This window comes from Mycobacterium appelbergii (genome assembly GCF_032883035.1).
Classification (GTDB): Bacteria; Actinomycetota; Actinomycetes; order Mycobacteriales; family Mycobacteriaceae; genus Mycobacterium; species Mycobacterium appelbergii.
On record NZ_JAMQTH010000010.1, the window covers coordinates 1 to 24629 of the forward strand.

General features: G+C 65.8%; 26 protein-coding genes and 2 tRNA genes. 10 read left to right on the plus strand and 18 right to left on the minus strand.

Features of this window, described 5'->3' with window-relative positions; translation table 11 throughout:
- Positions 1–78 precede the first annotated feature (78 nt).
- Positions 79–1032, minus strand: a complete 954-nt coding sequence (locus M1247_RS22460; RefSeq protein ID WP_317158608.1) for a LysR family transcriptional regulator — start codon at positions 1030–1032, stop codon at positions 79–81.
- A 116-nt stretch (positions 1033–1148) separates the two neighbouring features.
- Between M1247_RS22460 and M1247_RS22465 the strand changes: the two genes are divergently transcribed.
- Both M1247_RS22465 and fdhD read left to right on the plus strand, forming a co-directional pair.
- Entirely contained in the window at positions 1149–3440 is a 2292-nt protein-coding gene (locus tag M1247_RS22465) for an FdhF/YdeP family oxidoreductase (protein WP_317158609.1), read from the plus strand.
- Positions 3440–4264, plus strand: a complete 825-nt coding sequence (gene fdhD / locus M1247_RS22470) for a formate dehydrogenase accessory sulfurtransferase FdhD (RefSeq protein ID WP_317158610.1) — start codon at positions 3440–3442, stop codon at positions 4262–4264. The genes M1247_RS22465 and fdhD overlap by 1 nt, the downstream gene beginning before the upstream one ends.
- On the opposite strand, the gene M1247_RS22475 is transcribed toward fdhD, so the two are convergent.
- Positions 4187–5716: an FAD-dependent monooxygenase gene (locus M1247_RS22475; protein WP_317158611.1), complete on the minus strand. Its 1530-nt coding sequence runs from the start codon at positions 5714–5716 to the stop codon at positions 4187–4189. The two genes, fdhD and M1247_RS22475, sit on opposite strands and share 78 nt — an antisense overlap.
- A gap of 55 nt (positions 5717–5771) precedes the next feature.
- Between M1247_RS22475 and M1247_RS22480 the strand changes: the two genes are divergently transcribed.
- On the plus strand, positions 5772–6401 hold the full coding sequence (locus M1247_RS22480; protein WP_317158612.1) for a TetR/AcrR family transcriptional regulator C-terminal domain-containing protein: 630 nt from the start codon (positions 5772–5774) through the stop codon (positions 6399–6401).
- A gap of 19 nt (positions 6402–6420) precedes the next feature.
- On the opposite strand, the gene clpX is transcribed toward M1247_RS22480, so the two are convergent.
- The 5 genes from clpX to M1247_RS22505 form a co-directional block, all read right to left on the minus strand.
- Complete coding sequence (gene clpX / locus M1247_RS22485; protein WP_317158613.1) at positions 6421–7701, minus strand: ATP-dependent Clp protease ATP-binding subunit ClpX; 1281 nt, start codon at positions 7699–7701, stop codon at positions 6421–6423.
- Positions 7702–7934: 233 nt separating this feature from the next.
- Positions 7935–8582: an ATP-dependent CLP protease proteolytic subunit ClpP2 gene (gene clpP2 / locus M1247_RS22490; protein ID WP_317158614.1), complete on the minus strand. Its 648-nt coding sequence runs from the start codon at positions 8580–8582 to the stop codon at positions 7935–7937.
- Positions 8579–9181, minus strand: coding sequence for an ATP-dependent Clp protease proteolytic subunit (locus M1247_RS22495; RefSeq protein WP_317158855.1), 603 nt, complete (start codon positions 9179–9181; stop codon positions 8579–8581). Before M1247_RS22495 ends, clpP2 begins: the two co-directional genes overlap by 4 nt.
- A 106-nt stretch (positions 9182–9287) precedes the next feature.
- Positions 9288–10694, minus strand: a complete 1407-nt coding sequence (gene tig / locus M1247_RS22500) for a trigger factor (RefSeq protein WP_317158615.1) — start codon at positions 10692–10694, stop codon at positions 9288–9290.
- Between the two features lie 48 nt (positions 10695–10742).
- A tRNA-Pro gene (locus M1247_RS22505) sits at positions 10743–10819 on the minus strand.
- A gap of 124 nt (positions 10820–10943) precedes the next feature.
- On the opposite strand from M1247_RS22505, the gene M1247_RS22510 reads away from it, so the two are divergent.
- Positions 10944–11017, plus strand: a tRNA-Gly gene (locus M1247_RS22510).
- Positions 11018–11058: 41 nt separating this feature from the next.
- On the opposite strand, the gene M1247_RS36535 is transcribed toward M1247_RS22510, so the two are convergent.
- Both M1247_RS36535 and M1247_RS36540 read right to left on the minus strand, forming a co-directional pair.
- Positions 11059–11343, minus strand: coding sequence for an MBOE_33420 family protein (locus M1247_RS36535; RefSeq protein WP_458695249.1), 285 nt, complete (start codon positions 11341–11343; stop codon positions 11059–11061).
- Positions 11270–11668: an Rv2253/PknI dimerization domain-containing protein gene (locus M1247_RS36540; protein ID WP_458695247.1), complete on the minus strand. Its 399-nt coding sequence runs from the start codon at positions 11666–11668 to the stop codon at positions 11270–11272. The genes M1247_RS36535 and M1247_RS36540 overlap by 74 nt, the downstream gene beginning before the upstream one ends.
- Before the next feature lie 138 nt (positions 11669–11806).
- Between M1247_RS36540 and M1247_RS22520 the strand changes: the two genes are divergently transcribed.
- Positions 11807–12988 carry a serine hydrolase domain-containing protein gene (locus tag M1247_RS22520; protein WP_317158617.1) on the plus strand — a complete coding sequence of 394 codons (1182 nt, stop codon included), beginning with the start codon at positions 11807–11809 and terminating at the stop codon, positions 12986–12988.
- A 49-nt stretch (positions 12989–13037) separates the two neighbouring features.
- On the plus strand, positions 13038–13859 hold the full coding sequence (locus tag M1247_RS22525; RefSeq protein WP_317158618.1) for a DUF1542 domain-containing protein: 822 nt from the start codon (positions 13038–13040) through the stop codon (positions 13857–13859).
- A gap of 13 nt (positions 13860–13872) precedes the next feature.
- Here the strand turns inward: M1247_RS22525 and M1247_RS22530 are convergent, their stop codons facing one another.
- From M1247_RS22530 to M1247_RS22540, 3 genes are read right to left on the minus strand one after another with little or no spacing between them, the layout of a single operon-like run.
- Positions 13873–14667, minus strand: coding sequence for an Fpg/Nei family DNA glycosylase (locus M1247_RS22530; protein WP_317158619.1), 795 nt, complete (start codon positions 14665–14667; stop codon positions 13873–13875).
- A 3-nt stretch (positions 14668–14670) separates the two neighbouring features.
- Entirely contained in the window at positions 14671–15150 is a 480-nt protein-coding gene (locus tag M1247_RS22535) for a ribose-5-phosphate isomerase (protein WP_317158620.1), read from the minus strand.
- Positions 15151–15168: 18 nt separating this feature from the next.
- On the minus strand, positions 15169–15726 hold the full coding sequence (locus M1247_RS22540) for a TetR/AcrR family transcriptional regulator (protein WP_317158621.1): 558 nt from the start codon (positions 15724–15726) through the stop codon (positions 15169–15171).
- Positions 15727–15810: 84 nt separating this feature from the next.
- On the opposite strand from M1247_RS22540, the gene M1247_RS22545 reads away from it, so the two are divergent.
- Complete coding sequence (locus M1247_RS22545; protein ID WP_317158622.1) at positions 15811–16737, plus strand: aldo/keto reductase; 927 nt, start codon at positions 15811–15813, stop codon at positions 16735–16737.
- Here M1247_RS22545 and M1247_RS22550 read toward each other — a convergent pair.
- From M1247_RS22550 to M1247_RS22565, 4 genes are all read right to left on the minus strand, one after another.
- The gene (locus tag M1247_RS22550; protein ID WP_317158623.1) at positions 16690–17649 is read right to left on the minus strand and encodes an isopenicillin N synthase family dioxygenase; all 960 of its coding nucleotides are present in this window, start codon (positions 17647–17649) and stop codon (positions 16690–16692) included. The two genes, M1247_RS22545 and M1247_RS22550, sit on opposite strands and share 48 nt — an antisense overlap.
- Positions 17646–18086 (minus strand): nucleoside deaminase, encoded by a 441-nt coding sequence (locus tag M1247_RS22555; RefSeq protein WP_317158624.1) that lies wholly within the window; start codon positions 18084–18086, stop codon positions 17646–17648. The genes M1247_RS22550 and M1247_RS22555 overlap by 4 nt, the downstream gene beginning before the upstream one ends.
- A complete protein-coding gene (locus tag M1247_RS22560; protein WP_317158625.1) occupies positions 18083–19477 on the minus strand; it encodes a purine-cytosine permease family protein in 1395 nt (464 codons plus the stop codon). Before M1247_RS22560 ends, M1247_RS22555 begins: the two co-directional genes overlap by 4 nt.
- A 62-nt stretch (positions 19478–19539) precedes the next feature.
- A complete protein-coding gene (locus M1247_RS22565) occupies positions 19540–20148 on the minus strand; it encodes a mycothiol-dependent nitroreductase Rv2466c family protein (protein ID WP_317158626.1) in 609 nt (202 codons plus the stop codon).
- 235 nt (positions 20149–20383) lie between these two features.
- Here M1247_RS22565 and M1247_RS22570 point away from each other — a divergent pair, with 235 nt between their 5' ends.
- From M1247_RS22570 to M1247_RS22580, 3 genes are all read left to right on the plus strand, one after another.
- Positions 20384–20830 (plus strand): DUF732 domain-containing protein, encoded by a 447-nt coding sequence (locus M1247_RS22570; protein ID WP_317158627.1) that lies wholly within the window; start codon positions 20384–20386, stop codon positions 20828–20830.
- 38 nt (positions 20831–20868) lie between these two features.
- The gene (gene pepN, locus M1247_RS22575) at positions 20869–23451 is read left to right on the plus strand and encodes an aminopeptidase N (RefSeq protein WP_317158628.1); all 2583 of its coding nucleotides are present in this window, start codon (positions 20869–20871) and stop codon (positions 23449–23451) included.
- A 94-nt stretch (positions 23452–23545) separates the two neighbouring features.
- The gene (locus tag M1247_RS22580) at positions 23546–23893 is read left to right on the plus strand and encodes an HNH endonuclease (protein WP_317158629.1); all 348 of its coding nucleotides are present in this window, start codon (positions 23546–23548) and stop codon (positions 23891–23893) included.
- 39 nt (positions 23894–23932) lie between these two features.
- Here the strand turns inward: M1247_RS22580 and M1247_RS22585 are convergent, their stop codons facing one another.
- Positions 23933–24409, minus strand: a complete 477-nt coding sequence (locus tag M1247_RS22585) for a DUF5130 domain-containing protein (protein WP_317158630.1) — start codon at positions 24407–24409, stop codon at positions 23933–23935.
- Complete coding sequence (gene ctaJ / locus M1247_RS22590) at positions 24396–24629, minus strand: aa3-type cytochrome oxidase subunit CtaJ (protein WP_317158631.1); 234 nt, start codon at positions 24627–24629, stop codon at positions 24396–24398. The genes M1247_RS22585 and ctaJ overlap by 14 nt, the downstream gene beginning before the upstream one ends.

Sequence of the window (24629 nt, forward strand, 5' to 3'; positions counted from 1 at the left end):
GACGAGTACCCCGACCCCTGGCAGAGCATCGGCAACGATTATGCCCACGGCGGCAAAGGAATACGCGGACCCTGAGACCTACGCAAGCCCGGGGCTTGCCCCCGACGCCGCATCCCACCAGCTGTCGATGACGCTACCCAGATCCAACCCGGTAGCCACCTCAACGAGCGCCGCCGCAACGATCGACGCAGGCGCACGGTCGAGCACCACCAGCCCGATCGACGGACGCGGACCATGCTGCACCATTGGCCGGGCAGCGAAACCCGGCGGTACACCGAGCTGTGGCAACCATGCCGTGGAGGCGATGGTGGCCCGCGGCGAGTTCGTCAGGTGCGCATACAGCGCATCGACCGAGTCAGCTTCCACCACCGGGCGGTAGCGCACCCCTTCGGCGGCCATATTGGCGTCGATGATGCGCCGGTTGCGCATCGTGGTCGTCAGCACACAGAGCTCGAGATCGGCGGCATCGGACCAGGTGACCTCCGGTTCCCGCATCAGTGCATGGTCCGCCGGTGCCACGAGGACGTACTGCTCCCGGTACAACGGCACCGACCTGGTCCCGGGCGGGGTTTCGTCATCGAGGTAGGTGAGTCCGGCGTCGATCTCGAAATCGGCCAACCGCCGCGCGATCTCGCGTGACGACAAGGCCTCGATACGCATCGACGCCGCCGGATTGCGCCGAAGAAACTCGGTGGTGATGAACGGGCCCGCGGGTACTGCGGTCGGTATCGCACCGATCCGGGCCGTGACCGTCAGCCGTCCCCGCATACGGTCGATGTCGGCGAGCATGTCATCGCGTTCCGCGACGATCCGCTGGGCCCACGCCACAACCCGATGACCCTCTTCGGTGAAGCCCTCGAAGCGTTGCCCCCGCTGGACGATGACGATGCCCAACTCGTGCTCCAGCCGGCGGATCGCCACTGACAGCGTCGGCTGACTCACATGACAACGCGCCGCCGCCCGCCCGAAGTGGCGCTCGGTCGAGAGGGCCAGCAGATAGTCGAGCTGCTGCAGTAGCACGTCACTCGCCATGACTCCCCATATTCGTCGACGCTCGATAGTCAGCATCTATCACTGCATGTGAAATATCGAATGCGGACGCCCGCCAACCGGCGCGTCCCGAGGATCTGGGCGACTAGATTGGAATCATGACGAGGGCCAAAGATGTTGACGCCAGTTACGACGACCATGACGTCATCATCTCCGGCGCCGAACATGAGGCTGCAGGTGTCAAGGCCGTCATGGTGTCGATGCAGCGCGGGCTCGAGCAGATGGGGCCGCTGCGCACCGCGGCCACCCTGACCCGGCTCAATCAACGGCACGGTTTCGACTGCCCCGGCTGCGCCTGGCCGGAAGAACACGGTGGCCGCAAGCTGGCAGAGTTCTGCGAGAACGGCGCCAAAGCCGTCGCCGAGGAAGCAACGAAACGCCGCGTCACCCCCGAGTTCTTCGCCAGGCACAGCGTGGCTGACCTTGACGCGCAGCCCGAGTACTGGCTGTCGCAGCAGGGCCGGCTCACAGAGCCGATGGTGTGCAGAGACGGGGACAGCCACTACCGCCCGATCTCCTGGGACGACGCCTACCGGCTCATCGCCGACGAGCTCAAAGCCCTGGACTCCCCCGACGAGGCACTGTTCTACACCTCGGGACGCACCAGCAACGAGGCTGCGTTCCTCTACCAGCTGCTCGTCCGCAGTTACGGCACCAACAACCTGCCGGACTGTTCGAACATGTGCCATGAGTCCTCGGGCACCGCGCTGACCGACGCCATCGGTATCGGGAAGGGTTCGGTCACCGTCGAGGACGTGACCGAAGCCGACCTCATCCTCATTGCCGGGCAGAACCCGGGCACCAACCATCCCCGCATGCTGTCGGTGCTGGAGAAGGCGAAGGCCAAGGGCGCCAAAATCATTGCGATCAACCCGCTGCCCGAGGCAGGTCTCATCCGGTTCAAGGATCCGCAGAAGGTGCACGGCGTGGTGGGCGACGGCGTCCCCATCGCCGACGAATTCGTGCAAATCCGCATCGGCGGTGACATGGCCTTGTTCGCGGGTTTGGGACGGCTGCTGCTGGAGGCGGAGGACGCCGCTCCTGGCACAGTGCTCGACCGCGCGTTCATCGGTGAGCACTGCGCCGGATTCGACGAGTACGCATCCCGGACCCGCGGGGTCGACCTGGACACCGTGACCGAGGCCAGCGGCGTAGATGCGGGCCAGTTGAAGCGCGTCGCCGACATGCTGATCGCCTCACAGCGCACGGTGGTGTGCTGGGCCATGGGCCTGACCCAGCATCGTCACGCCGTCGCCACCATCGGCGAGGCCACCAACCTGCTGCTGATGCGCGGCATGATCGGAAAGCCCGGTGCGGGTGTGTGTCCGGTGCGTGGGCACTCGAATGTGCAGGGTGACCGCACCATGGGCATCTGGGAGAAGATGCCGGAGGCCTTCCATGTCGCGCTGGACAGGCGGTTCGGCATCACCACCCCCCGGAAACACGGCCATGACACGGTCGACGCGATCCGCGCCATGCGCGACGGGCGGGCCAAGGTGTTCATCAGCATGGGCGGCAATTTTGTCTCCGCCACCCCGGACACCGAGGTCACCGAAGCGGCTCTGCGCAGTTGCGCTCTGACGGTACAGATCTCGACGAAACTCAACCGCAGCCACGTGGTGCACGGACGTACCGCACTGATCCTGCCGACCCTGGGCCGCACCGATAAGGACTTCCAGGCCAGTGGGAAACAACTGGTTTCCGTAGAGGATTCGATGTCGATGGTGCACCTGTCACGCGGCAGCCTGACCCCGCCCAGCGAACATCTGCGCAGCGAGGTCGCCATCGTCTGCCAGCTGGCCCGCACGCTTCTCGGCCCGGACCATCCGGTGCCGTGGGAGCAGTTCAACGCCGACTATGACCGCATCCGCGATGCGATCGCCGACGTGGTTCCCGGTTGCGCCGACTACAACCGCCGCGTCCGGCAACCCGACGGCTTCCAACTGCCCCACCCGCCGCGCGATGCTCGCGAATTCCATACCACCACAGGCAAAGCCAACTTCGCGGCGTATCCCTTGGAGTGGGTGCCAGTGCCTCCTGGTCGATTGGTTTTGCAGACCCTGCGCAGCCACGATCAGTACAACACCACCATCTACGGACTCGACGACCGTTACCGCGGTGTGAAGGGTGGCCGGCGGGTGGTGTTCGTCAATCCCGCGGATCTGGCCGCGTTCGAATTGGCCGAGGGTGACCGCGTCGACCTGGTGTCGGAGTTCGAAGGCCAGGAACGGCGCGCGAAAGATTTTCTGGTGGTGCCCTATTCGACGCCGATGGGTAACGCCGCCGCCTATTATCCCGAGACCAATGCTCTGGTGCCGTTGGACCACACCGCCAAGAAGTCGAACACGCCGGTGTCCAAGGCGGTGGTGATCCGGCTGGAGAAAATCTGATGGGCAGGGTGACCGCACGCCGGCCTGCACACCATCTGACCGCGGATCACACCGTGACGCGACCGGAGACGCTGGTCGTCGAGGAACCACTGGAGATCCGTGTCAATGGCAGTGCGCTGACTGTCACCATGCGCACCCCCGGATCGGATGTGGAACTGGCGCAGGGATTCCTGCTGACCGAGGGTGTCATCTCCCAGCGCGACGACGTCGCACGCGTTCAGTACTGTCGCGGTGCCGGCGAGGACGGCATGAACACCTACAACGTGCTCGACGTGTCCCTTGCCGAGGGGGTGCCGCCGCCCGCCGTCGATGTCACCCGCAACTTTTACACCACATCATCGTGTGGCGTGTGCGGCAAGGCATCACTGGAAGCGGTGCGCCTGATCAGCCGCCACTGCCCCGGTGATGATCCAGCGACCGTATCCTCCGACACCCTGGCCTCGATGCCCGCGCAACTTCGCAACGCACAGAAGGTTTTTGCCAGCACCGGTGGCCTGCACGGAGCCGCACTGTTCAGCGCCGACGGCACCATGCTGGCGGCGCGTGAAGACATCGGCAGGCACAACGCGGTCGACAAGGTGATCGGCTGGGCACTGGAACAGAATCGGGTCCCGTTGACCGGAACTGTGCTGCTGGTCAGCGGCCGGGCCTCCTTCGAACTCACCCAGAAGGCAGTGATGGCAGGGATACCGGTGCTGGCCGCCGTGTCCGCGCCGTCGTCACTGGCGGTGGACCTGGCCGGCCAGTCAGGCCTGACCTTGGTGGCTTTCCTGCGCGGCGAGTCGATGAACGTCTACACCCGGCCCGACCGGATCCAGCGCTGACGGCACGCCGATCTGTTCGGCCGACCGCCGCAGTCCGTCCTCGGATCCGTCGGTCGACACCCAGGCCACGTGACCGTCGGGGCGGATGAGCAGCGCGGCGGGAACAGTCACCCAACCAACCACCGGCAGCCGCCACCGGCGGACCGGACAGTCGGCTCGCACGACCAGGATCTGCTCATCGAGGGCCGTCTCGATCCCGGCGCCAAGGTCGAGCAGCACCGGCCGCGCCGGATGCAGCAGCTCGTAGATCCGGCTCGGCCGGGTACCGATCACGATGTCGCCATCCGGTATTCGACGGCCCACCAGCGGATGCCCACCGGTTCCGTAGCAGGTGTCGAGACCCGAGATCTCCGCGCTCAGTCGTTCGTTGGCCGCGTCGACGCGCAGTATCTCCTCTAAGGTCTGCCGCATGGCAGTGACGTCGGCGCCGCCGTCGAGGAGGCCGGTCTGCGCGCGGGTGTTGATCATCACCCGCGCGGCAACGGGATGCCGTTCCTCGTGATAGCTGTCCAGCAGACCGTCATCCGCACCGCGCAGTACCGCCGCCAGCTTCCAACCGAGGTTGACCGCGTCCTGCATGCCCATATTCATGCCCTGCCCGCCCAGCGGCGGATGGATGTGTGCGGCGTCGCCGGCGAGGAAGATCCGTCCGGAGTGGTATCGGCCGGCCTGCCGGCTGGCATCGGCGAATCGCGACAGCCATCGCGCTGAGTGGATACCGAAGTCCGTGCCGGCGACGCGCCGTAGCGCACCCCGCATCCCGTCGAGCGTCACCGGATTCGAATCATCGAGCGACGCACCATATTCGGTGACCATCACCCGCTTCCAGCCACCGCCGGACAATTCGCCGAACGGCAGGAACGTCACGATGCCTGCGTCATGTCGCGACAAGAAGGTGCGTTCGGCCGGTGGGCTGTCGACCTCCACATCGCCGAGCAGCGTGATGCGCCTGGCGGGCGTCCCGTCGAACGGGATGCCCGCCAGGCGGCGCACCGCGCTGCGCCCGCCGTCGCACCCCACCACGTAACGGGCGCGCCGACGGGTAACCCCTTCGGCACCAACGATCGTCACCCATACACCGGTGTCGTCCTGCTCGACGGCGGTCGCCTCGGAATCCCACTGAACAGGCACCGCGAACTGTTCGAGCACGCGTTCGGTGTCGGCCTGCATGATGCCCAGCGTGTAGGGCCGCCGCGTCGGGAGACTCCCGGTATCGAGGGCAATTCCCGAGAAATGCCCGGCAGCCATGGGCCGGCCCACCGCCTCGAACGCGTGGAGCATGCCCCGTTGGTCCAGGACCTCCATGGTGCGGGCATTCATTCCGGCGGCACGCGAGGCCTCTGAACGCTGCTTGGCACGGTCGAAGAGTTCGACATCGACGCCGGCTCTGACGAGCTCGGCGGCCAGCATCAGTCCCGTCGGCCCTGCGCCGACCACGATCACATCTGACATCGTCAATCCTCTCTAACAGTGTTAGAGACCACTCTAACACTGTTAGAGTGCAGTGGTGGCGCCCAAACTTAACCGCGAGGTCATCGCCCGCACCGGGCTGGGACTCCTCGCCGAACATGGACTTGACGGCTTGTCGATGCGGACGCTGGCCACCGCGCTCGACGTGCAGGCCCCCACGCTGTACTGGCATGTGAAGAACAAACGGGAACTGCTCGACGAGATGGCCGACGTCATCGCCGTCGAGGCCCACCACATGCTGCGTCCCCGCCGCGCCGGCGAATCCGTCCCCGACTGGCTCGGCGAGGTCGCACGGGCGCTGCGATCGGCGATGTTGCAGTACCGCGATGGCGCCCGCGTGTTCGTCGGCTCGGCGACGCCGTCCGCCCGGCCCAGCACCGAGTTGGTGCTGACGGAACTACAGGCCGCAGGCGTGCGCCCCGACGCCGCTGCCGTCGCGCTTCTGACGGTGTTGCACTACGTCACCGGTAGCGCGATCGAGGAACAGGCCCGAAGTGGTGTCGACTACGAGAACAATCCGTACGCCAACGCCGAATCGATCAACAGCCAAGATTTTCCGCTTGCCACGCAGGTACGTCGCGTGATGTTCAATCCTGACGCGGACGCGTCGTTCGAGGCAGGCCTCGCGGTCGTGCTGGCCGGGATCACGGCCAGCTTCTCAAGCTGAGCAGTGCGCTCGCAGAGAGCTACGCGCTCTTGTCGCGGCGCTCGGAACGGGACGGCTTGCGCGGCACGATCGTCGGCAGCACGTTGTCCTGCACGGTCTCCTTCGTCACGACGACTTTGGCGACGTCGTCGCGGCTGGGGATGTCGTACATCACCGGCAGCAGCACTTCTTCCATGATCGCGCGCAGCCCGCGTGCGCCGGTGCCACGGTGGATGGCCTGGTCGGCGATGGCGTCCAGGGCGTCCTCGGTGAACTCCAACTCGACGTTATCCATGTCGAACAGCCGCACGTACTGCTTGACCAGAGCGTTCTTGGGCTCCGACAAGATCTTGACCAGTGAATCCTTGTCCAAGTTGGTCACCGAGGCCACCACCGGCAACCGGCCGATGAATTCGGGGATCAGACCGAACTTGATCAGGTCCTCCGGCATCACCTCGGCGAAGTGGTCCTGCGTGTCGATCTCCGCCTTGGAGCGCACCTCGGCACCGAATCCCAAGCCGCGCTTGCCAATCCGGTCGGAGACAATCCGCTCCAGACCGGCGAAGGCGCCGGCGACGATGAACAGCACGTTGGTGGTGTCGATCTGGATGAACTCCTGGTGGGGATGCTTGCGCCCACCCTGCGGCGGCACCGAAGCCTGGGTGCCTTCGAGGATCTTCAGCAGCGCCTGCTGCACACCCTCACCGGAGACATCGCGGGTGATCGACGGGTTCTCACTCTTACGGGCGATCTTGTCGACCTCATCGATGTAGATGATGCCGGTCTCGGCGCGCTTCACGTCGTAGTCAGCGGCCTGGATCAGCTTCAGCAGGATGTTCTCGACATCCTCACCCACATAGCCCGCCTCGGTCAGCGCGGTGGCGTCGGCGATGGCGAACGGCACGTTGAGCATCTTCGCCAACGTCTGCGCCAGATAGGTCTTACCGCAGCCGGTGGGGCCCAGCATGAGGATGTTCGACTTGGTCAGCTCGACCGGCTCGGCACGCGAATCACGGGACTTCTCCTGCGCCTGAATTCGCTTGTAGTGGTTGTACACCGCCACCGCCAGGGTCCGCTTCGCGGTGTCCTGGCCGATGACGTAACCCTCGAGGAAATCGCGGATCTCGGCGGGCTTGGGCAGCTCGTCGAGTTTGACATCGTCAGCGTCGGCGAGCTCCTCCTCGATGATCTCGTTGCAGAGGTCGATGCACTCATCGCAGATGTACACGCCAGGACCGGCAATGAGCTTTTTAACCTGCTTTTGGCTCTTGCCGCAGAACGAGCACTTCAGCAGGTCACCGCCGTCTCCTATGCGCGCCATGGTGGTGAGGCCCTACTCCCTGTTCGCAGTCGGTGTGATCGGGTGGTACCCCGGGTGTGATCCCGACGCTACCCGCTTGCTCCGGCGCGAGGCGACCGATAAAGCCGAATCGCGTCGGTGGTATTTAACTGTGTTCGCGACAACATATCGCCTGACCCGGCCCGCCGCCGTGTGTACGGCCAACCAAGTCTTTGGCGTGTCGCACACCCGACGCCTGCCGATACCGCATCCTGTCAGGCGGTTTGCGCAGAAAGTTTGCGGTATTCGAGGACCGTGTCGATGATCCCGTACTCCTTGGCCGCCTCGGCGGTCAGGATCTTGTCGCGGTCGGTGTCCTTACGGATTACCTCCGGATCCTTGCCGGTGTGGCGGGCCAGGGTGGTCTCCATCAGGGTGCGCATCCGCTCGATCTCGGCAGCCTGGATCTCCAGGTCGGAGAACTGCCCCTGGATGACGCCGCCCAGCGCAGGCTGGTGGATGAGCACACGGGCATTCGGCAATGCCATGCGCTTTCCGGGCGTTCCGGCGGCGAGCAGCACCGCGGCCGCCGACGCCGCCTGGCCCAGGCAGACCGTCTGAATGTCAGCCCGGACGTACTGCATGGTGTCGTAGATCGCCATCAGCGAGGTGAACGAGCCACCGGGCGAGTTGATGTACATGGTGATGTCGCGGTCGGGATCGAGCGACTCGAGCACCAGCAACTGAGCCATGATGTCGTTCGCCGAAGCGTCGTCCACCTGCACACCGAGGAAGATGATGCGTTCCTCGAACAGCTTGTTGTACGGGTTGGATTCCTTGACACCGAAGCTGGAGTGCTCGATGAACGACGGCAGGATGTAGCGGGCCTGCGGTTGTAGACGGGGGTCCGTGTGATCGGTCATTTGTCTAGTCCTGCTCCTGGTCCTTCGCCGTTGACAGAGGCGCTGGTGATGATGTGATCAACGAACCCGTACTCCAGGGCTTCCTGAGCGGTGAACCAGCGGTCGCGGTCGGAGTCGGCCTCGATGCGCTCGACGGTCTGCCCGGTGAATTCGGCGTTGAGCCGGAACATCTCTTTCTTGATGACGGCGAACTGCTCGGCCTGGATGGCGATATCGGCCGCGCTACCCGTCACACCACCCAGCGGCTGGTGCATCAGGATCCGCGCGTGCGGCAGGGCGAAGCGCTTGCCCTTGGTGCCCGCGGCGAGCAGGAACTCACCCATCGAGGCGGCCATACCCATGGCGTAGGTGGCGATATCGCACGGTGCCAACACCATGGTGTCGTAGACCGCCATGCCGGCGCTGATCGAGCCGCCGGGAGAGTTGATGTAAAGGTGAATGTCCTTGGTGGGATCCTCCGCGGACAACAGCAGAATCTGCGCGCACAGTTTGTTCGCGATGTCGTCGTCAACTTGGGAACCCAGGAAGATGATCCGCTCGGAGAGCAGCCGCTCGTACACCGAGTCGACAAGGTTGAGCCCCTGCCCGGCGCCACGCATGTCAGTCACGACTGAATACCTGCTTTCTCTTACGTCTTGGTACTGACGACACTAACCAAACTGAGCTGCCCCGCACTCCCGTAAAGGCGCGCGTTCGCTCACAGCGTCACTTGGCGGTGTCGTCGGCTTCGGGGGCTTCAGCTTCAGCGTCGGCTTCTGGGGCTTCGTCATCAGCTTCAGCTTCCGCCTCACCCGACGGCCCGAAGAACTCCGTGGTGTCGATCACATTGCCGTCGGAATCGGTGACGGTGGCGGCCTGCACCACCGCGGCGACGGTCAGACCGCGGCGCACATCGGCGAACATGGCCGGCAGCTGGTTGTTCTGCTGCAGGATCTGGATCAGCTGCTGAGGCTCCATGCCGTACTGGCGCGACATCAGCACCAGCCGCTCGGTGAGCTCGTTCTGCCCCACCTGGATGTCGAGCTTGTCGGCAACCGCGTCCATCAGCAGCTGAGTCTTGACGGCCTTCTCGGCGTTCGAGAGGTTGTCCGCGTCGAACTCTTCGCGGCTGCTGCCCTGCTCGGTCAGCGACTCGGCGAAGCGCTCTTCATCATGGTCGAGGCCGTGGATCGCGTTGTGCAGAGTGTCGTCGACCTGGGCCTGCACGATCTTCTCCGGCAGCGGAACCTCGGTCTGCTCCAGCAGTTCCTCGATGGCCTTGTCCCGGATCTGCTCGGCCTGCTGCACACCCTTCGCCTGGCGCACCTGGCCGATGAGACTCTCCTTGAGCTCATCGAACGTATCGAATTCGCTTGCCAGCTGGGCGAAGTCGTCGTCCGGCTCAGGCAGCTCACGCTCTTTGACCGACTTGACGGTCACGGTGACCTCGGCGTCCTGGCCGGCGTACTCACCGGCGGCCAGCTTGGTGGTGAAGACCTTGCTCTCCCCGGCCTTCAGTCCGGTGATCGCGTCGTCGAGACCCTCGATCAGCTGACCGGAACCGACCTCGTGTGACAGACCCTCGGTCGCCGCCTCGGGCACGTCCTTGCCGTCAACGGTGGCCGACAGGTCGATCGAGACGAAGTCCCCTTCGGCCGCGGCGCGCTCGACACCGGTCAGGGTGCCGAACCGGGCCCGCAGTGACTGCAGTTCGGCGTCGACCTCGTCATCGGTGACCTCGATCGGGTCGACCGTGATCTTCAGCGACTCCAGATCGGGCAGGTTGATCTCCGGGCGGATGTCCACCTCGGCGGTGAACACCAGCTCCTCGTTGTCCTCGAGCTTGGTGATCTCGATGTCGGGCTGGCCCAGCGGCTTGACGTCCTGGGTCGACACCGCCTCGCTGTAGCGGCTGGGCAGGGCGTCGTTGACGACCTGCTCGAGCACCGCGCCACGGCCGATGCGGGCTTCCAGCAGCTTGCGCGGCGCTTTGCCGGGACGGAACCCGGGCAGCCGGATCTGCTTGGCCAGCTCCTTGAACGCACGGTCGAAGTCAGGCTCCAGCTCGGTGAAGGGCACCTCCACATTGATGCGCACCCGGGTGGGGCTCAGCTGCTCGACGGTGCTCTTCACGGGGTACTCCTTGGAATGTCTGTAATCGGTGGGACGGGTGACGCGCTCTGGTCGGGGTGACAGGATTTGAACCTGCGGCCTTCCGCTCCCAAAGCGGATGCGCTACCAAGCTGCGCTACACCCCGTGTCCGTGGCCGACCCGCAGGCGAAACCTGCGAAACGACCACGCGAGATACTACGTGCTGACGACACGGAGCATTCAATTGGATTTGATTCCGGGCGCACCTGTACAGTGCTGATGCTGCACATGCGGGCGTAGCTCAATGGTAGAGCCCTAGTCTTCCAAACTAGCTACGCGGGTTCGATTCCCGTCGCCCGCTCCACGAAGACCGCCCTACCAGGGCGGTTTTTGTCTTTCAGGCCACTACCGTGCCGGCCCGCCAAGCGGTGGATCGACGGGTGTCAGTGATATCGGCACCGTATGAGTGCCTGGCCCCTCACCTGGGCACCCAACTCCCCCGATGACGAGGGAGCGCTCCCTGAAGAAGCTGCCATCAGGGTTCGGGATCCAGTAGTCCGTGCGCTGGGCCCTCACCGCACTGTCAGGGTTGCTGCGATCACAGAAGTACGGGTACTCACCGCTCGTCTCCCAACGGTCGTTGCTCCATCGGTACTCGTACGCGATGGGGGCACCTGGGTTCCGTGTGATCGTCCGTGTTGTCCATGCGTGCGAGGCAACCGTTCACGTCGCATTGGGTGCTGAATCCGGTGGGAACCGTCACCGGATTCATCGGTGTCGGCATGCCGTTGAACGTCTGCTTCGAGAAGTCGATGACCAGGTTGTAGCGCCCATAGAGCGGCGGCGGTTCAGGTCGAGCCGGTTGGCCGAACTTTTCGCCGCTTTCTACCTGGGGGTCGTGACCTGACACGATCGGCGACCCTGGTGTCGAAAGCGACGCCCGATCGCCGGGACGCAGCGGCCTCGCCCGACGATCACGGCCCTGTCTCGAATGGCTTGCGATCCGTATCGGCATGGTGCGTCGGTGTGGTGGTGCCCTTACCGTGAGTAACAGGTGGGGACCACCGACCGATCTTGAAGATGGAACGGCTGCGCGCCGAGACAGGTTTCGCGCACCGCTGCCGTAATACCGCCGCACCCGTGCAGGAGTCGCATGTCCGTAATGAGCCGCATCGCAGGCACATGCGCACCGGAATTCGACAGTGTCCGCGGCGCCTTCGAGGACAACTTCGCCCACCGTGGCGAAGTGGGCGCCGCAGTCGCGGTCTGGGTCGAGGGCGACCTGGTGGTCAATCTGTGGGGTGGGCACGCCGACGCGGCAGGCACCCGGCCTTGGCGGCAGGACACCCTGGCCAGCGTGTTTTCGGGATCCAAAGGACTGTTGAGCACGTGCATCCACCTGTTGGCCGATCGCGGTGAGATCGACCTGGACGCCCCTGTGGCGCGGTATTGGCCGGAGTTCGCACAGGCAGGAAAACAGGACATCACGATCGCAATGGTGCTGGGCCACCGCTCGGGGGTGATCGGCCCGCGCGAACCCATGGACTGGCGGCAGGTGACCGACTGGGACGGGGTGTGCGCACAGATCGCGGCCGCGGCGCCGTGGTGGACACCGGGCAGCTTGCAGGGCTACCACGTGGTGACGTTCGGGTTCATCCTCGGTGAGGTGGTGCGACGCGTCACCGGTCGCACCCTGGGGCAGTATCTGCGCACCGAGATCGCCGAGCCGCTGGGCATCGACGTGCATATCGGTCTGCCCGCCGCCGAGCACCACCGGTGCGCGGAAATGGTGAACAAGCCCACCGTGCGGGGCCTGCTGGCCGACAACGGGGTCACCGCTCCGCCGACCACACTGACAGACCATCCAATGGCCGGCTGGGCCGTATCGATGAACTTCGTGCCCGACGACGAATTGGGCGTGCGTGCCATCGACGCCTGGCGGTCAGCAGAATTCCCCAGCACCAACGGGCACGTGTCCGCGCTGGGCATGGCTACGTTCTACAACGCCCTGGCGCAGGAGAAGCTGCTCAGCCGCGAGCAGTTGGAGCGGTGCCGGGTGTCCCAGGGCGGATTCGACACCGATGTGGTGCTGGGCCCGCGGGTCGCCGACCACGGCTGGGGTCTGGGCTACATGCTCAATCAGCGCGGCGTGGCGGGGCCCAACCGGCGCACCTTCGGCCATGGCGGCTCGGGCGGCTCGTTCGCGTTCGCCGACCTGGAGCACCGGATCGGCTACTCCTACGTCATGAACCACTTCGACGCGACCAAGTGCAACGCGGACCCGCGCGCAGTGGCGTTGTCCGACGCGGTGTATTCCGCTCTGGGCGTGATCTGACCTTCGCCGTGGCCCGGAATCGCCGTTTTCTGTCGGTACGCTGAACGTCATGAACGGCGTTGTGCTGGTGCTCATCATCCTGGTCATTGCCGCGGTCGGCTTCGCCGTCTACAGCTCCTCGTCGGGACGCCGGGCCGCCGAATCGCTGGCCGACGCCAAGGCTGACGCCCGTCGCCTCATCGAACGGCTCGGTGGCCAGGTGCTGAATCTGACCGGCAACGACGAGGCGTCCAAGCAGGCACTGGTCGACGCCTCGGAGCGCTACACCGCAGCGTCCTCGCAGATCGACCAGGCCACCACGGTCAAACAGGCCGCGCTGGCCAAGGACAGCGCCGTGGAGGGGCTGTACTACGTGCGCGCCGCCCGGACCGCGATGGGCATGGATCCCGGCCCCGAACTGGAAGCGCTCAGCGGTCAACGCTCGGCGGGGGCGGTCACCGAGGACCGGCGGATCAATTACGAGGGGCGCGAGATCGAGGCGTCACCGTCACCGTCGCAGCGGACCCCGAATTACTACCCCGGCGGACGGGTGGCCGGGCGTCCGGTACCCGCGGGGTGGTACTCCGAGCCGTGGTGGAAGCCGGCGCTGGTGGCCGGGGCGTGGGGCCTGGGTTCGGTGCTGCTGTTCGATGCGATGTTCAGCGGAATGCATGGAGTCGACTACGGCGCACAGGGTTTCGAGAGCGGATACGGTGACGGCTACTCCGATGGCCTGGCCGCGGGCCAGGACGGCGGCGGAGTCGACGGCGGTGGTGGTGGTGACAGTGCCGGCGACTGGGGCGGCACGGATGCCGGCGGCTGGGACGGTGGCGGATCCGACGGCGGTGGCTTCGACTTCGGCGGCGACTTCGGGGATTTCGGCGGCTTCTGACGGCCTGCCCTCGTCACACCTGGCAGCTGGGACACCAGAACAGGTTGCGCGCCTCCAACTGCTTGGTGCGCACGGTCGTCCCGCAGACCCGGCACGGGTCCCCCGCCCTGCGGTAGACATAGGTGCGCGGCCGCCCGGGCCCGTATGACGGGGCACCGTGGTCATGTTCGGGACGCACCACCACGATCTTGCCGCGTCGCACCCCTACCTTCATGAGCTCCACCAGATCGGCCCACATCGCACTGAAATCGCTCTGCTGCAGGTGGGTGCCCGCCCGGTACGGGTCGATCCGATGCCGGAACAGCAGTTCGCTGCGGTAGACGTTGCCGACACCGGCGATCACCATCTGGTCCATGAGCAGGGCACCGATGGCCCTGCGCGACTTGCTGATTCGCGCCCACGCCAATCCCGGATCGGCGTCGCGACGTAACGGATCGGGGCCGAGCCTGGCAAGGACCTCGGCGATCTCAGGTTCGGCGATCAACTCACACACCGTTGGCCCGCGCAGATCCGTGCCGTACTCGGTGCCCAGTATCCGCATCCGCACCTGGCCGACAGGCAACCCCAGCGGCACCGGCGCCTCGGTGAACGCGCCGTACAAACCGAGATGGATGTGCACCACCCGGCCGCCGTCGTAGTGATGAAACAGATGCTTGCCCCACGCGCTGGCGCGTTTGAAGGTGTGGCCGTTGACCGCCGCAGCCCCATCGGTGAACCGGCCCTGGGGGCTGGAGACCGTCACCGGGGCACGGCCGAACCGCCGTTGGTGCAGCCGGGCCAGCCGGTGCAGGGTGTGCCCCTCAGGCACGGGTCAGGCCGGGGCGCCGGGGACCGCAGGAGCGATGTGCGTGCGCTCGTACTCGGCCATGATGTCGATGCGGCGCTGATGACGCTCCGCCTCTGACCACGGCGTGGACAGGAACGCGTCGACGATCGCGAGCGCCTCCTCGGTGGTGTGCAGGCGGCCGCCGATGCCGATCAGCTGCGCATTGTTGTGCTGGCGGGCCAACTGTGCGGTCTCCACGCTCCAGGCCAACGCACAGCGGGCGCCAGGCACCTTGTTCGCGGCGATCTGCTCGCCGTTGCCCGAGCCACCCAGCACGATGCCGAGGCTGTCGGGATCCGCGACGGTCTTCAGTGCTGTGGCGATACAGAAGGCCGGGTAGTCATCTTCTGCGTCGTAGCTGTATGCCCCGCAGTCGATCGGCTCGTGGCCGTTCTTCTTCAAATGCTCGCTGATCGTTTTCTTGAATTCGAGTCCGGCGTGGTCGGCACCGAGGTAGACGCGCATGGCGGTAACCCTAACGCGTCAATGCTTCGCCACAGCACCGGCTTGGACGCCCGCCACGAGCAGGTCGAGCATCCGCTGAGACTGCTCGCCCGAGCCGCTGACCAAGAGGATTCCGAGCAAGCTGAACACCACATCGTCGGCCCGCACGTCGGCGCGCAGGCTGCCGTCGGCGGCACCGGCATCCAGCAGCGTCTGCACCGCCGCGAAGACACTGGCTCTGCTGTCGCAGTGGTCGACCGCACCGGATTCGAAGATGGTGCGCAGGGATTCGGCCATCCCCTTCTTGGCGGCGACGAACGTTGCATAACGGTCCATCCAGCGGCGTAGCGCCGCCGGTGGCGGGTATCGGCCGACCAGGTCGGCGGCCGTGGCCGAAACCTCCGCGAGCTCACTGCGGTAGACGGCTTCGATGAGGGCTTCCCGATTCGGGAAGTGGCGGTAGAGCGTCCCGATGCCGACGCCGGCGTCGCGAGCGATGCCTTCCAGTGAGACCGGGCCGTCGGATTCGGCGAAGGCTGCCGCGGCGGTCGCGAGCAGCCGTTCCCGGTTTCGACGCGCGTCGGCACGTTCAGCCATAGCGGAGGCTCCTCCGTTTTGCTAGTGTGCAGAAGCGGAGAACCCTCCGCATCATTCTCGATTATGACATCACAGGAGCGCACCATGACGACATCGCACCCAGGCGGCACCGGCAGCCTCGGCGGGCACCCCGTCGCACGGATCGGCTACGGCGCCATGGGGCTCGGGCACGAACTTCCCCATGACGATGCCGTGGCGGTGCTGCGCCGTGCGGTCGACCTCGGCGTCGACCACATCGACACCGCGTCCTTCTACGACGGCGGCCTTGTCAACCAGCGCATCCGCGACGCCCTCTCCCCCTATCCCGACAAGCTGACGATCGTGAGCAAGGTCGGCGCCCGGCACGCCACCGGACCGGTTCCGCTTGCCCTTGCCCAGCATCCGGACGACCTGCGCGCGGCCGTCGAATCAGACCTCGCCGACCTGAGCCTGGAGCAGATCCCCGTGGTGAACCTGCGCCGCGCCGACTTCGGGCCGGGCCTGATCGCCGAGAGGGATCAGATCGTCGACCTCGATGATCAGATCGCCGAGATGATCGCCCTGCGCGAGGAAGGGAAGATCGGCGCGATCGGTCTGAGCCATGTCGGCCTGGACACGCTGCGCCGTGCCCTGCCCGCGGGAATCGTGTGCGTACAGAACGCTTACAGCCTGCTCACCCGCACCCACGAGGACGAACTGGCGCTGTGCGTCGAACAGGGCATCGCGTGGGTACCGTTCTTCCCGCTCGGCTCGGCCTGCCCTGGTTTACCGAAGGTCGCCGAAAACGCTGTGGTACAGCGGATTGCCGCCGAGATCGGCGTTACGGGTGCGCAGGTCGGGCTGGCGTGGCTGCTGGCACACGCGCCCAACGTGCTGCTCATCGCCGGCACCACGTCGGTCGCGCATCTGCAGGAGAACCTGGCCGTGGGTGAGATCGCTTTCACCGCAGAGCAACTCGCCGCGCTCGACGCGGTGGCCTCGGGGCTACCCGATGGTGATGGCGTCGAGGCGCTCCTTGATGAAACCCGATGACGTCACCGGCTCCAGCCCCGACACCTGGCCGATCGGTGGCTCCAGTGGGATGACGAGGGCATCGTGGTTTGCCTCGTAGAAATAGATCAGCGAGACCAGGTCCTCTTCGGGGGCGTGAGGCTGGGGCGGCAGCACGCGGTGGCGCCCTGACGGCCATCGGCGCCCACTCCAGTACTCCAGCAGATCTCCGATGTTGACGGTCAACGCGCCCGGTTCCCACGGCGCGTCCTCCCAGCCTTCGGCCTCGGAGTACACCTGCAGGCCACCGGCGCCTGGTTCGCGGTCCAGGATCGTCACCGTTCCGAAGTCGGTGTGCGGGCCGATGCGGAATTGGCCGGGCTCGGGTTCGCCCACCACGCTCACCGGCGGGTAGTGATTGATGTTCATCGTCCAGGTCGGGCGATCAGCGAGCGCGCCAAAAGGATTCGCCGGCAGGCCGAGTGCGTGGGCGAAAAGTGCGAGAAGGTCGTCGGCCAGCCGCCGCATCGCGGCGGTGTACTCGGCCACCAGCGGCTGCATGGTCGGGACCTCGGCAGGCCACACGTTGGGCGCGAACCAGATCCGGTCCACCTCGGGATCACCCGTGGCGGTTTCGGCGCCCAGGCTGTAACTCTCCTTGAGATCCGGTGGGGTTTCGGTGCCCTCGGCGTAGCCGTTGGCCTCCGCGCCGGGGCCGATCCAGCCGTGCCCGCCGACAGGTACCGAGTAGGTCTGCTTGACGTCGTCGGGCAGCGCGAAGAATTCCCGGCTGGCTGCCCGCACCCGCGCCGCGAGAGCGGTGTCGACGCCGTGGCCGGTGACCACGATGAAGCCTGCGCGCTGCAACCCCGCGTCGACCTCGGCCGCGAGCGCGTCGGCATCCGGCCCGCCGGCGTACCAACGGGAAATATCCACTGTCACAATGGCACTCATTCGCCGATGTCCTCCGCCCACACCTCAGGCTTGGCAGTGATGAACTCTTCCATCATGGCCACGCACCGCTTGTCGTCGAGCACTGTCACCTTCACCCCGTGCTCGGCGACCCAGTCGTGTCCGCCGTGGAAGGTACTGGCCTCGCCGATCACCAGCGCCCCGATGTTGAACTGGCGGACCAGTCCACTGCAGTACCAGCACGGCGACAACGTCGTCACCATGGTCGTGGAACGGTAGCCGCGCTGGCGGCCCGCTGCCCGGAACGCGTCGGTCTCGGCATGCACAGACGGATCGTCGTTCTGCACGCGCCGGTTGCGCCCCGACCCGAGCAGCTTTCCATCGCTGCTGAAGAGTGCGGCCCCGATCGGAACCCCGCCTTCGGCCAAGCCTTTTCGCGCCTCCTCGACGGCGACGTCGAGCATCTGCTCCGGAGTCATCCCACTACCCTTTCCGATTCGATTTTGGACCGGCACAACAGCAGGTAACCGGCACCCGCGATGAGGAAGCCCACAAAGAACGTGATGTCACCCAACTGCGGGACCGACCTGGCCACGTAGCCGACAAAATTCACCTGATTGCAGAACAGCAGCACCGACACCACCAGCCCGATGCCGAACGCCAGCAGGCCGGGCCAGTTGGAGTAGGACCGGTCATAGAGCAACCCGGCGACCGGCTGCCCACGGCGCAGATACTGGTCGGCGAACACCACACCCAGCCACGGCCCGATCCAGTAGGCGATGATCAGCAGGAACGCCTCATAGCTGGCGGCGGCATCGGCCAGCGCCCACCAGGCGATCAGGAAACCTGCGACTCCGAAGAACACCGTCACCAATGCGCGGGCCACATGCTGCGGCAGCTTGATGCCGATCGTCACGAAAGCCATGGCTCCGGAGTAGACGTTGATGGCATTGGCGGCCACGGCGCCGATGGCGATGGCCAGCAACGTGAGGCCGGCCAGCCACGGACTCAGCGCGGAGGTGAACGCCTCGGCGGGGTTGTCGGAGACCGCGGTGGCGATCGTGACCGAAGCAGCACCGACGGCCGAAAGCGTCACGCAGGACACGAACAGCCCTGCGGCGGCGAAGAACCCGGTCCGCGGTCCCGACACCGTACTGGGCAGGTAACGGGTGTAGTCCGCGGCGTACGGCGTCCATCCGGCGACGTAACCGAACGCGGTTCCCACGGTGAGCAGGAAGCCACCGATCCCCCCGACGCCGCCGTCGACGGCGGGAGCGCCGAGATCGGCTCGGGCCAGGATCGCCACCGAGGTGATCGCGAAGATGACCGCCAGCACCGGGAATGCCCAACGTTCGAATGCCTGGACCAGGTTGTGGCCGAAGAACGCCAGCGAGGTCTGCACCAGCACGATGATCATCAGCGCCACCAAGGGGCCCACCCCGAACAGCGAGGACAGGGCGAAGGCGCCGCTGACGCTGTTGGTGGCGAACCAGCCGATACCTGCGGTCACCGACATCAAGACGGCGGGTACGGCGTTGCCCTTGAATCCGAAGGGCAACCGGCCCAACACCATCTGCGGTACGCCGTGGAGCGGCCCCCGGGCCGACAGCACGTAGTGCGCGGTGGCACCGAGCGCGGTACCGAGCACCAGACCGGCCACGGCCTGCCAGAACGTCATGCCGTAATAGGCGACGGATAGCACGCCGACGAAGATCGTGGCGAACTCCAGGTTGGGCGATGTCCAGGTCCAGAACAGCTGGCTGGGCTTGCCGTGTCGGTCGGCCTCCGCGATGACCTCGTTGCCACCGGGCTCTACGGCCGCGATCCGATCCCGATAGGAACCGTCGGTGCTGGGCTCGGCCCCCGTCATGGGTGATCCACAATCATGCGTTACACCGTGGCGTGAACCACGGTGTAACGCAACTGGAATGGCTAATTAAATTCGGGACGCTCGGTGCGGCTGCGCTTGAGCTCCCAGAAATGCGGGTACGACGCGAAGGTCACCGAGGCGTCCCACAGCTTGCCGGCCTCCTCGCCGCGCGGGATCCGCGACAGCACCGGACCGAAGAATGCCACCCCGTTGACGTGGATCGTCGGGGTACCGACATCGTCGCCGACGGCGTCCATGCCGGCGTGGTGGCTCTTGCGCAACGCCTCGTCGTACTTGTCGGTGGTGGCCGCCTCGGCCAGCTCGGCGGGCAGGCCGACCTCGTCGAGGGACTGGGCGATCACCTCGTCGAAGTCCTGGTTCTCCTGATTGTGGATGCGGAAACCCATCGCGGTGTAGAGCGGCGAGAGGATCTCCTGGCCCTTCAGCTGCTCGGCGGCGATGGCGACCCGCACCGGGCCCCACGCCTTCTTCATGGCCTCCTGGTACTCCTCGGGCAGGTCACGACCCTCGTTGAGCACCGCAAGGCTCATCACATGGAACTGGACCTCGATATCGCGGACCTTCTCCACTTCCAGGATCCAACGCGACGTGATCCAGCACCACGGGCACAGCGGGTCGAACCAAAAACCTGCGACATCCTTTTGAGCCATCAAACTCATCCTCTCGGTGTGATCTGGGCCAGAATTCCGTTCAGCACAACTGCGCATACGATAGGACTGTTCCCGGCGCGGCCCATTGCACAGCGATGACGTCGCGGCGGCACAGGAAACGCATAGTGTGCGAACTTTTATCAAACCGTGCTGTGAATGTGACCCTAGTGAACCAAAGTTACGGGAGGGAACAGAGCGCTGTGAGTGCTCCCCGTGGCAGCTGAGGAGCCCCTACATGACCGCTCGCACCATCGTGGCGTCCATCGCCGCTCTCACCGCCGGCCTGGTGCTCGCGGCGCCCGCCCAGGCCGACCCGGTTATCCCGCCCATTCCGGCAATTCCGACTGTTCCGGGCTACCCGGCCAACCCGGCCAACCCGAACGATGGCTCGTTCCTGAATGCGTTGAACAACGCAGGTGTGGGGTACAACGACCCGGGCGCCGCCGTCCAGATGGGCCAGGACGTCTGCCCGATGCTGGTCGAGCCGGGTAAGAACTTCGCCTCTGTCGCCTCGCAGATGCGGGGTAACAACGGCATGTCCCCGGAAATGGCGTCGTTCTTCACCGGGATCGCGATCTCGATGTACTGCCCGCAGATGATGTCCTCCATCAGCGATGGATCGATTCTGAACAACTTGGGCGCACTGAACGCACTCAGCGGGATCGCCGGCTTCCCCCGGTAGCGGACGCCAACCGCGCGGCCAGCCGATAAGTTGGACGGGTGGTACTTCCCAATCTGACTCGCGACCAGGCCGTCGAGCGCGCAGCTCTGGTCACCGTCGACAACTACCGGATCATCCTCGACCTCACCGACGGCCAAGGCAGGCCGAGCGAACGCACCTTCCGGTCGACCACGACCGTGGAATTCGACGCACTGCCTGGCTCCGATACGGTCATCGACCTCGCGGCCGACAAGATTCACAGCGCGACGCTCAACGGCGTCGCACTCGATGTTTCGACGTACGACGAATCCGCCGGAATCGCGCTGTCCGGGCTGGCGGAGCACAACGTCCTCGTGGTCGACGCCGACTGCCTGTACTCCAACACCGGTGAGGGGCTGCACCGCTTCGTCGACCCCGTCGACAACGAGGTGTACCTGTACTCGCAGTTCGAAACCGCCGACGCCAAGCGGAAATTCGCCTGTTTCGACCAACCCGATCTCAAGGCCACCTTCGACATCCACGTCACTGCGCCCTCGCATTGGGAGGTCATCTCCAACGGGGCGACCATCTCGGCCGAAACATCGACCAACGAGACCGTTCACATCTTCGCCACCACCCCGCGGATGAGCACCTACCTGGTCGCATTGATCGCCGGACCGTACGCGGTGTGGCGCGACGAATACTCCGACGAACACGGCAAGATCCCGCTCGGGCTGTTCTGCCGCAAGTCGCTGGCCGAGTACATGGACGCCGACCGGCTGTTCACCGAGACCAAGCAGGGTTTCGGCTTCTACCACGCCAACTTCGGCACCCCGTACGCGTTCGGCAAGTACGACCAGTTGTTCGTTCCGGAGTTCAACGCCGGCGCCATGGAGAACGCCGGTGCGGTGACATTCCTGGAGGATTACGTCTTCCGGTCGAAGGTGACCCGCGCATCCTACGAACGCCGCTGCGAGACCGTGCTGCACGAGATGGCCCACATGTGGTTCGGCGACCTCGTCACCATGACATGGTGGGACGACTTGTGGCTCAACGAATCCTTCGCGACGTTCGCCTCGGTGCTGTGCCAGGCCGAGGCCACCGAATACAAGCAGGCCTGGACCACGTTCGCCAACGTGGAGAAGTCCTGGGCATACCGGCAGGATCAGCTGCCCTCGACCCACCCGGTGGCAGCGGACATCCCCGACCTGGCCGCCGTCGAAGTCAACTTCGACGGCATCACCTACGCCAAGGGCGCGTCGGTGCTCAAGCAACTGGTGGCCTACGTCGGGCTGGAAGAGTTCCTCGCCGGCCTGCGCGACTACTTCCGCGATCACGCTTTCGCCAACGCGACCTTCGGCGACCTGTTGGGTGCGCTGGAGAAGGCGTCCGGGCGTGACCTGTCCGGATGGGGCAGGCAGTGGCTCAAGACCACGGGGCTGAACACCCTGCGCGCCGATTTCGACGTCGACGATTCCGGGGCGTTCAGCCGGTTCGCGATCGCACAGTCCGGTGCCGCACCCGGCGCCGGTGAGACGCGGGTGCACCGGCTGGCCGTCGGCGTATATGACGACGACGGGTCGGGCAAGCTCGTGCGCACCCATCGCGAGGAACTCGACGTCGACGGCGAACTGACGGAAGTACCTGCGCTGGTGGGTGTTTCACGGGGCAAGTTGATCCTCGTCAACGATGACGACCTGACCTACTGCTCATTGCGGCTCGACCCCGACTCGCTGTCGACGGTGCTGACCCGCATCGCCGACATCGCCGATCCACTCCCCCGCACGCTGGCCTGGTCGGCAGCCTGGGAGATGACCCGCGAGGCCGAGATGAAGGCCCGCGACTTCGTGACGCTGGTGTCATCCGGGGTGCACGCCGAGACCGAGGTCGGCGTGGCACAGCGACTGCTGCTGCAGGCGCAGACCGCACTGATCTCGTACGCGGATCCGGAATGGTCACGCGCGCAGGGCTGGCCGTCCTTCGTCGACCGGCTGCTGGAACTGGCCCGCGGCGCCGAGCCCGGATCGGACCATCAACTGGCGTTCGTCAACGCGGTGTGCGGCTCGGTGCTCTCGCCGCACCATGCGACGGTCCTCGCCGACCTCCTCGAGAATGACCCGGTGACGCTGGGGCTGCCCGGTCTTGTCGTCGACACCGATCTGCGCTGGCGGATCGTCACCGCGCTGGCCCGTACCGGGCAGATCGACTCCGACGGAGCACAGACCCCGTTCATCGATGCCGAGGCGCAACGTGACCCGACGGCGGCAGGCAAGCGCCAGGCCGCCGCGGCGTCGGCGGCACGCCCACAGGTCGCGGTCAAGGATTCGGCCTGGACTCAGGTCATCGAGGACGACACCCTGGCCAATATCACCACCCGCGCGATTGTCGGCGGCTTCGTCCAGCCCGGGCAGGCCGAGTTGCTCGCCCCCTTCCGCGACCGCTATTTCGACGCGATCCTCGGAGTGTGGGAACGACGGTCCAGTGAGGTCGCCCAGACGGTCGTGATCGGTCTCTACCCGTCGTGGGACATCAGCCAGGCCGGAATCGATGCCGCCGACGTGTTCCTGTCCGACCCCGAGCTGCCGCCCGCCCTGCGCCGGCTCGTGATCGAAGGCCGCGCCGGTGTGGAACGGGCGCTGAAGGCCCGCGCGTTCGACGCCTGACCTTGCCTTTGCCGCGCGAGCGTGCGCTTCTGCTGCCCGACACGCCGTCGACCAGCAGCAGTTGGCGCACGCTCGCAGGCCATACCCTTACTCGGTGGCGGTCAGTCGGACCCGAGGCGCACGGTATGCCCGCAGGCGTAAGCGTCGGCTCGATGCGGTCATCAACGACCTCACCGACGCCCAGTGGGAAGCGATCAAGGCCGCCTGGGGCGGGTGCGCCTACTGCTGCGCAACGGACGGCCCATTTCAGCGGGACTGCGTGATGGCGATCTCGCGGGGCGGGCGATACACGATCGGCAACGTGGTGCCCGCATGCGCGTCGTGCAATGCGAGCAAATGCAACGACGAAGTCACCGGGTGGCTGCGCCGGAAACGCCTCGACGAGCGCAGGTTTTTGACGCGTTACGTGGAGATCAGCACACAATTGGCCGCCGCACCGTAACGCGGCGTGCAGCAGACGCGCACGCTCGCCAAAACGACGTCAGGCAGCCGAAACACCGGCGGACAACACGCGCACCGCGCTGATCAGCCCGTCGATCAGATTGCCTTCCTTGAAGGACGCCGCAGCCGCCGAGACACCCAGGGGCGCGGCTTCCTCGATGCCACGGCCCTTGACGTCGGCGCCGTACACCACCTCGATCGCGTGCTGGTCGGGTGAGACCGCGAGCAGCACCGCGTTGTCGGGAGTGGGCACCTGCGCGAGCAACTCGCGGGCCGTCGCAGCGGTGTCCGCGCCGAGCGGCCCGATGTAGACGGCGAACCGGGCCTTGCTGGCACGTGAGCCGTACTTCAGCGCATTGTCGAGAACGACGAGATCCATCGTCGGGAACGGGTAGTGCACCGACAGCTCACCGGGCTCGGTGACCGCGGAGATGCGCCCGCTACTGGTGAGGGCGGAGCCGTACGGCAACTCGGCGACCGCTCCTGGCGCGGCGGTCGCGATTTCACCACTTGCCACTTGCGCCCCCTCCAATGGTGACTCCATGCGCGTCATGCCCACCGTGGCCGTGATCGCGCGGCTCCTCGGCGGCCCACAAGATCGGCTCGTGTGTCCACGGGTCGGACATCTTGTAGGTGGCCGGGTGCGGCCCCTTGTGGCGGTAGATCATCACCGCCAGGACCAGGAACAACAACAGCGGAACCCCTCCGATGAGGGAATGCGTAAGTGCTGTGCTCAC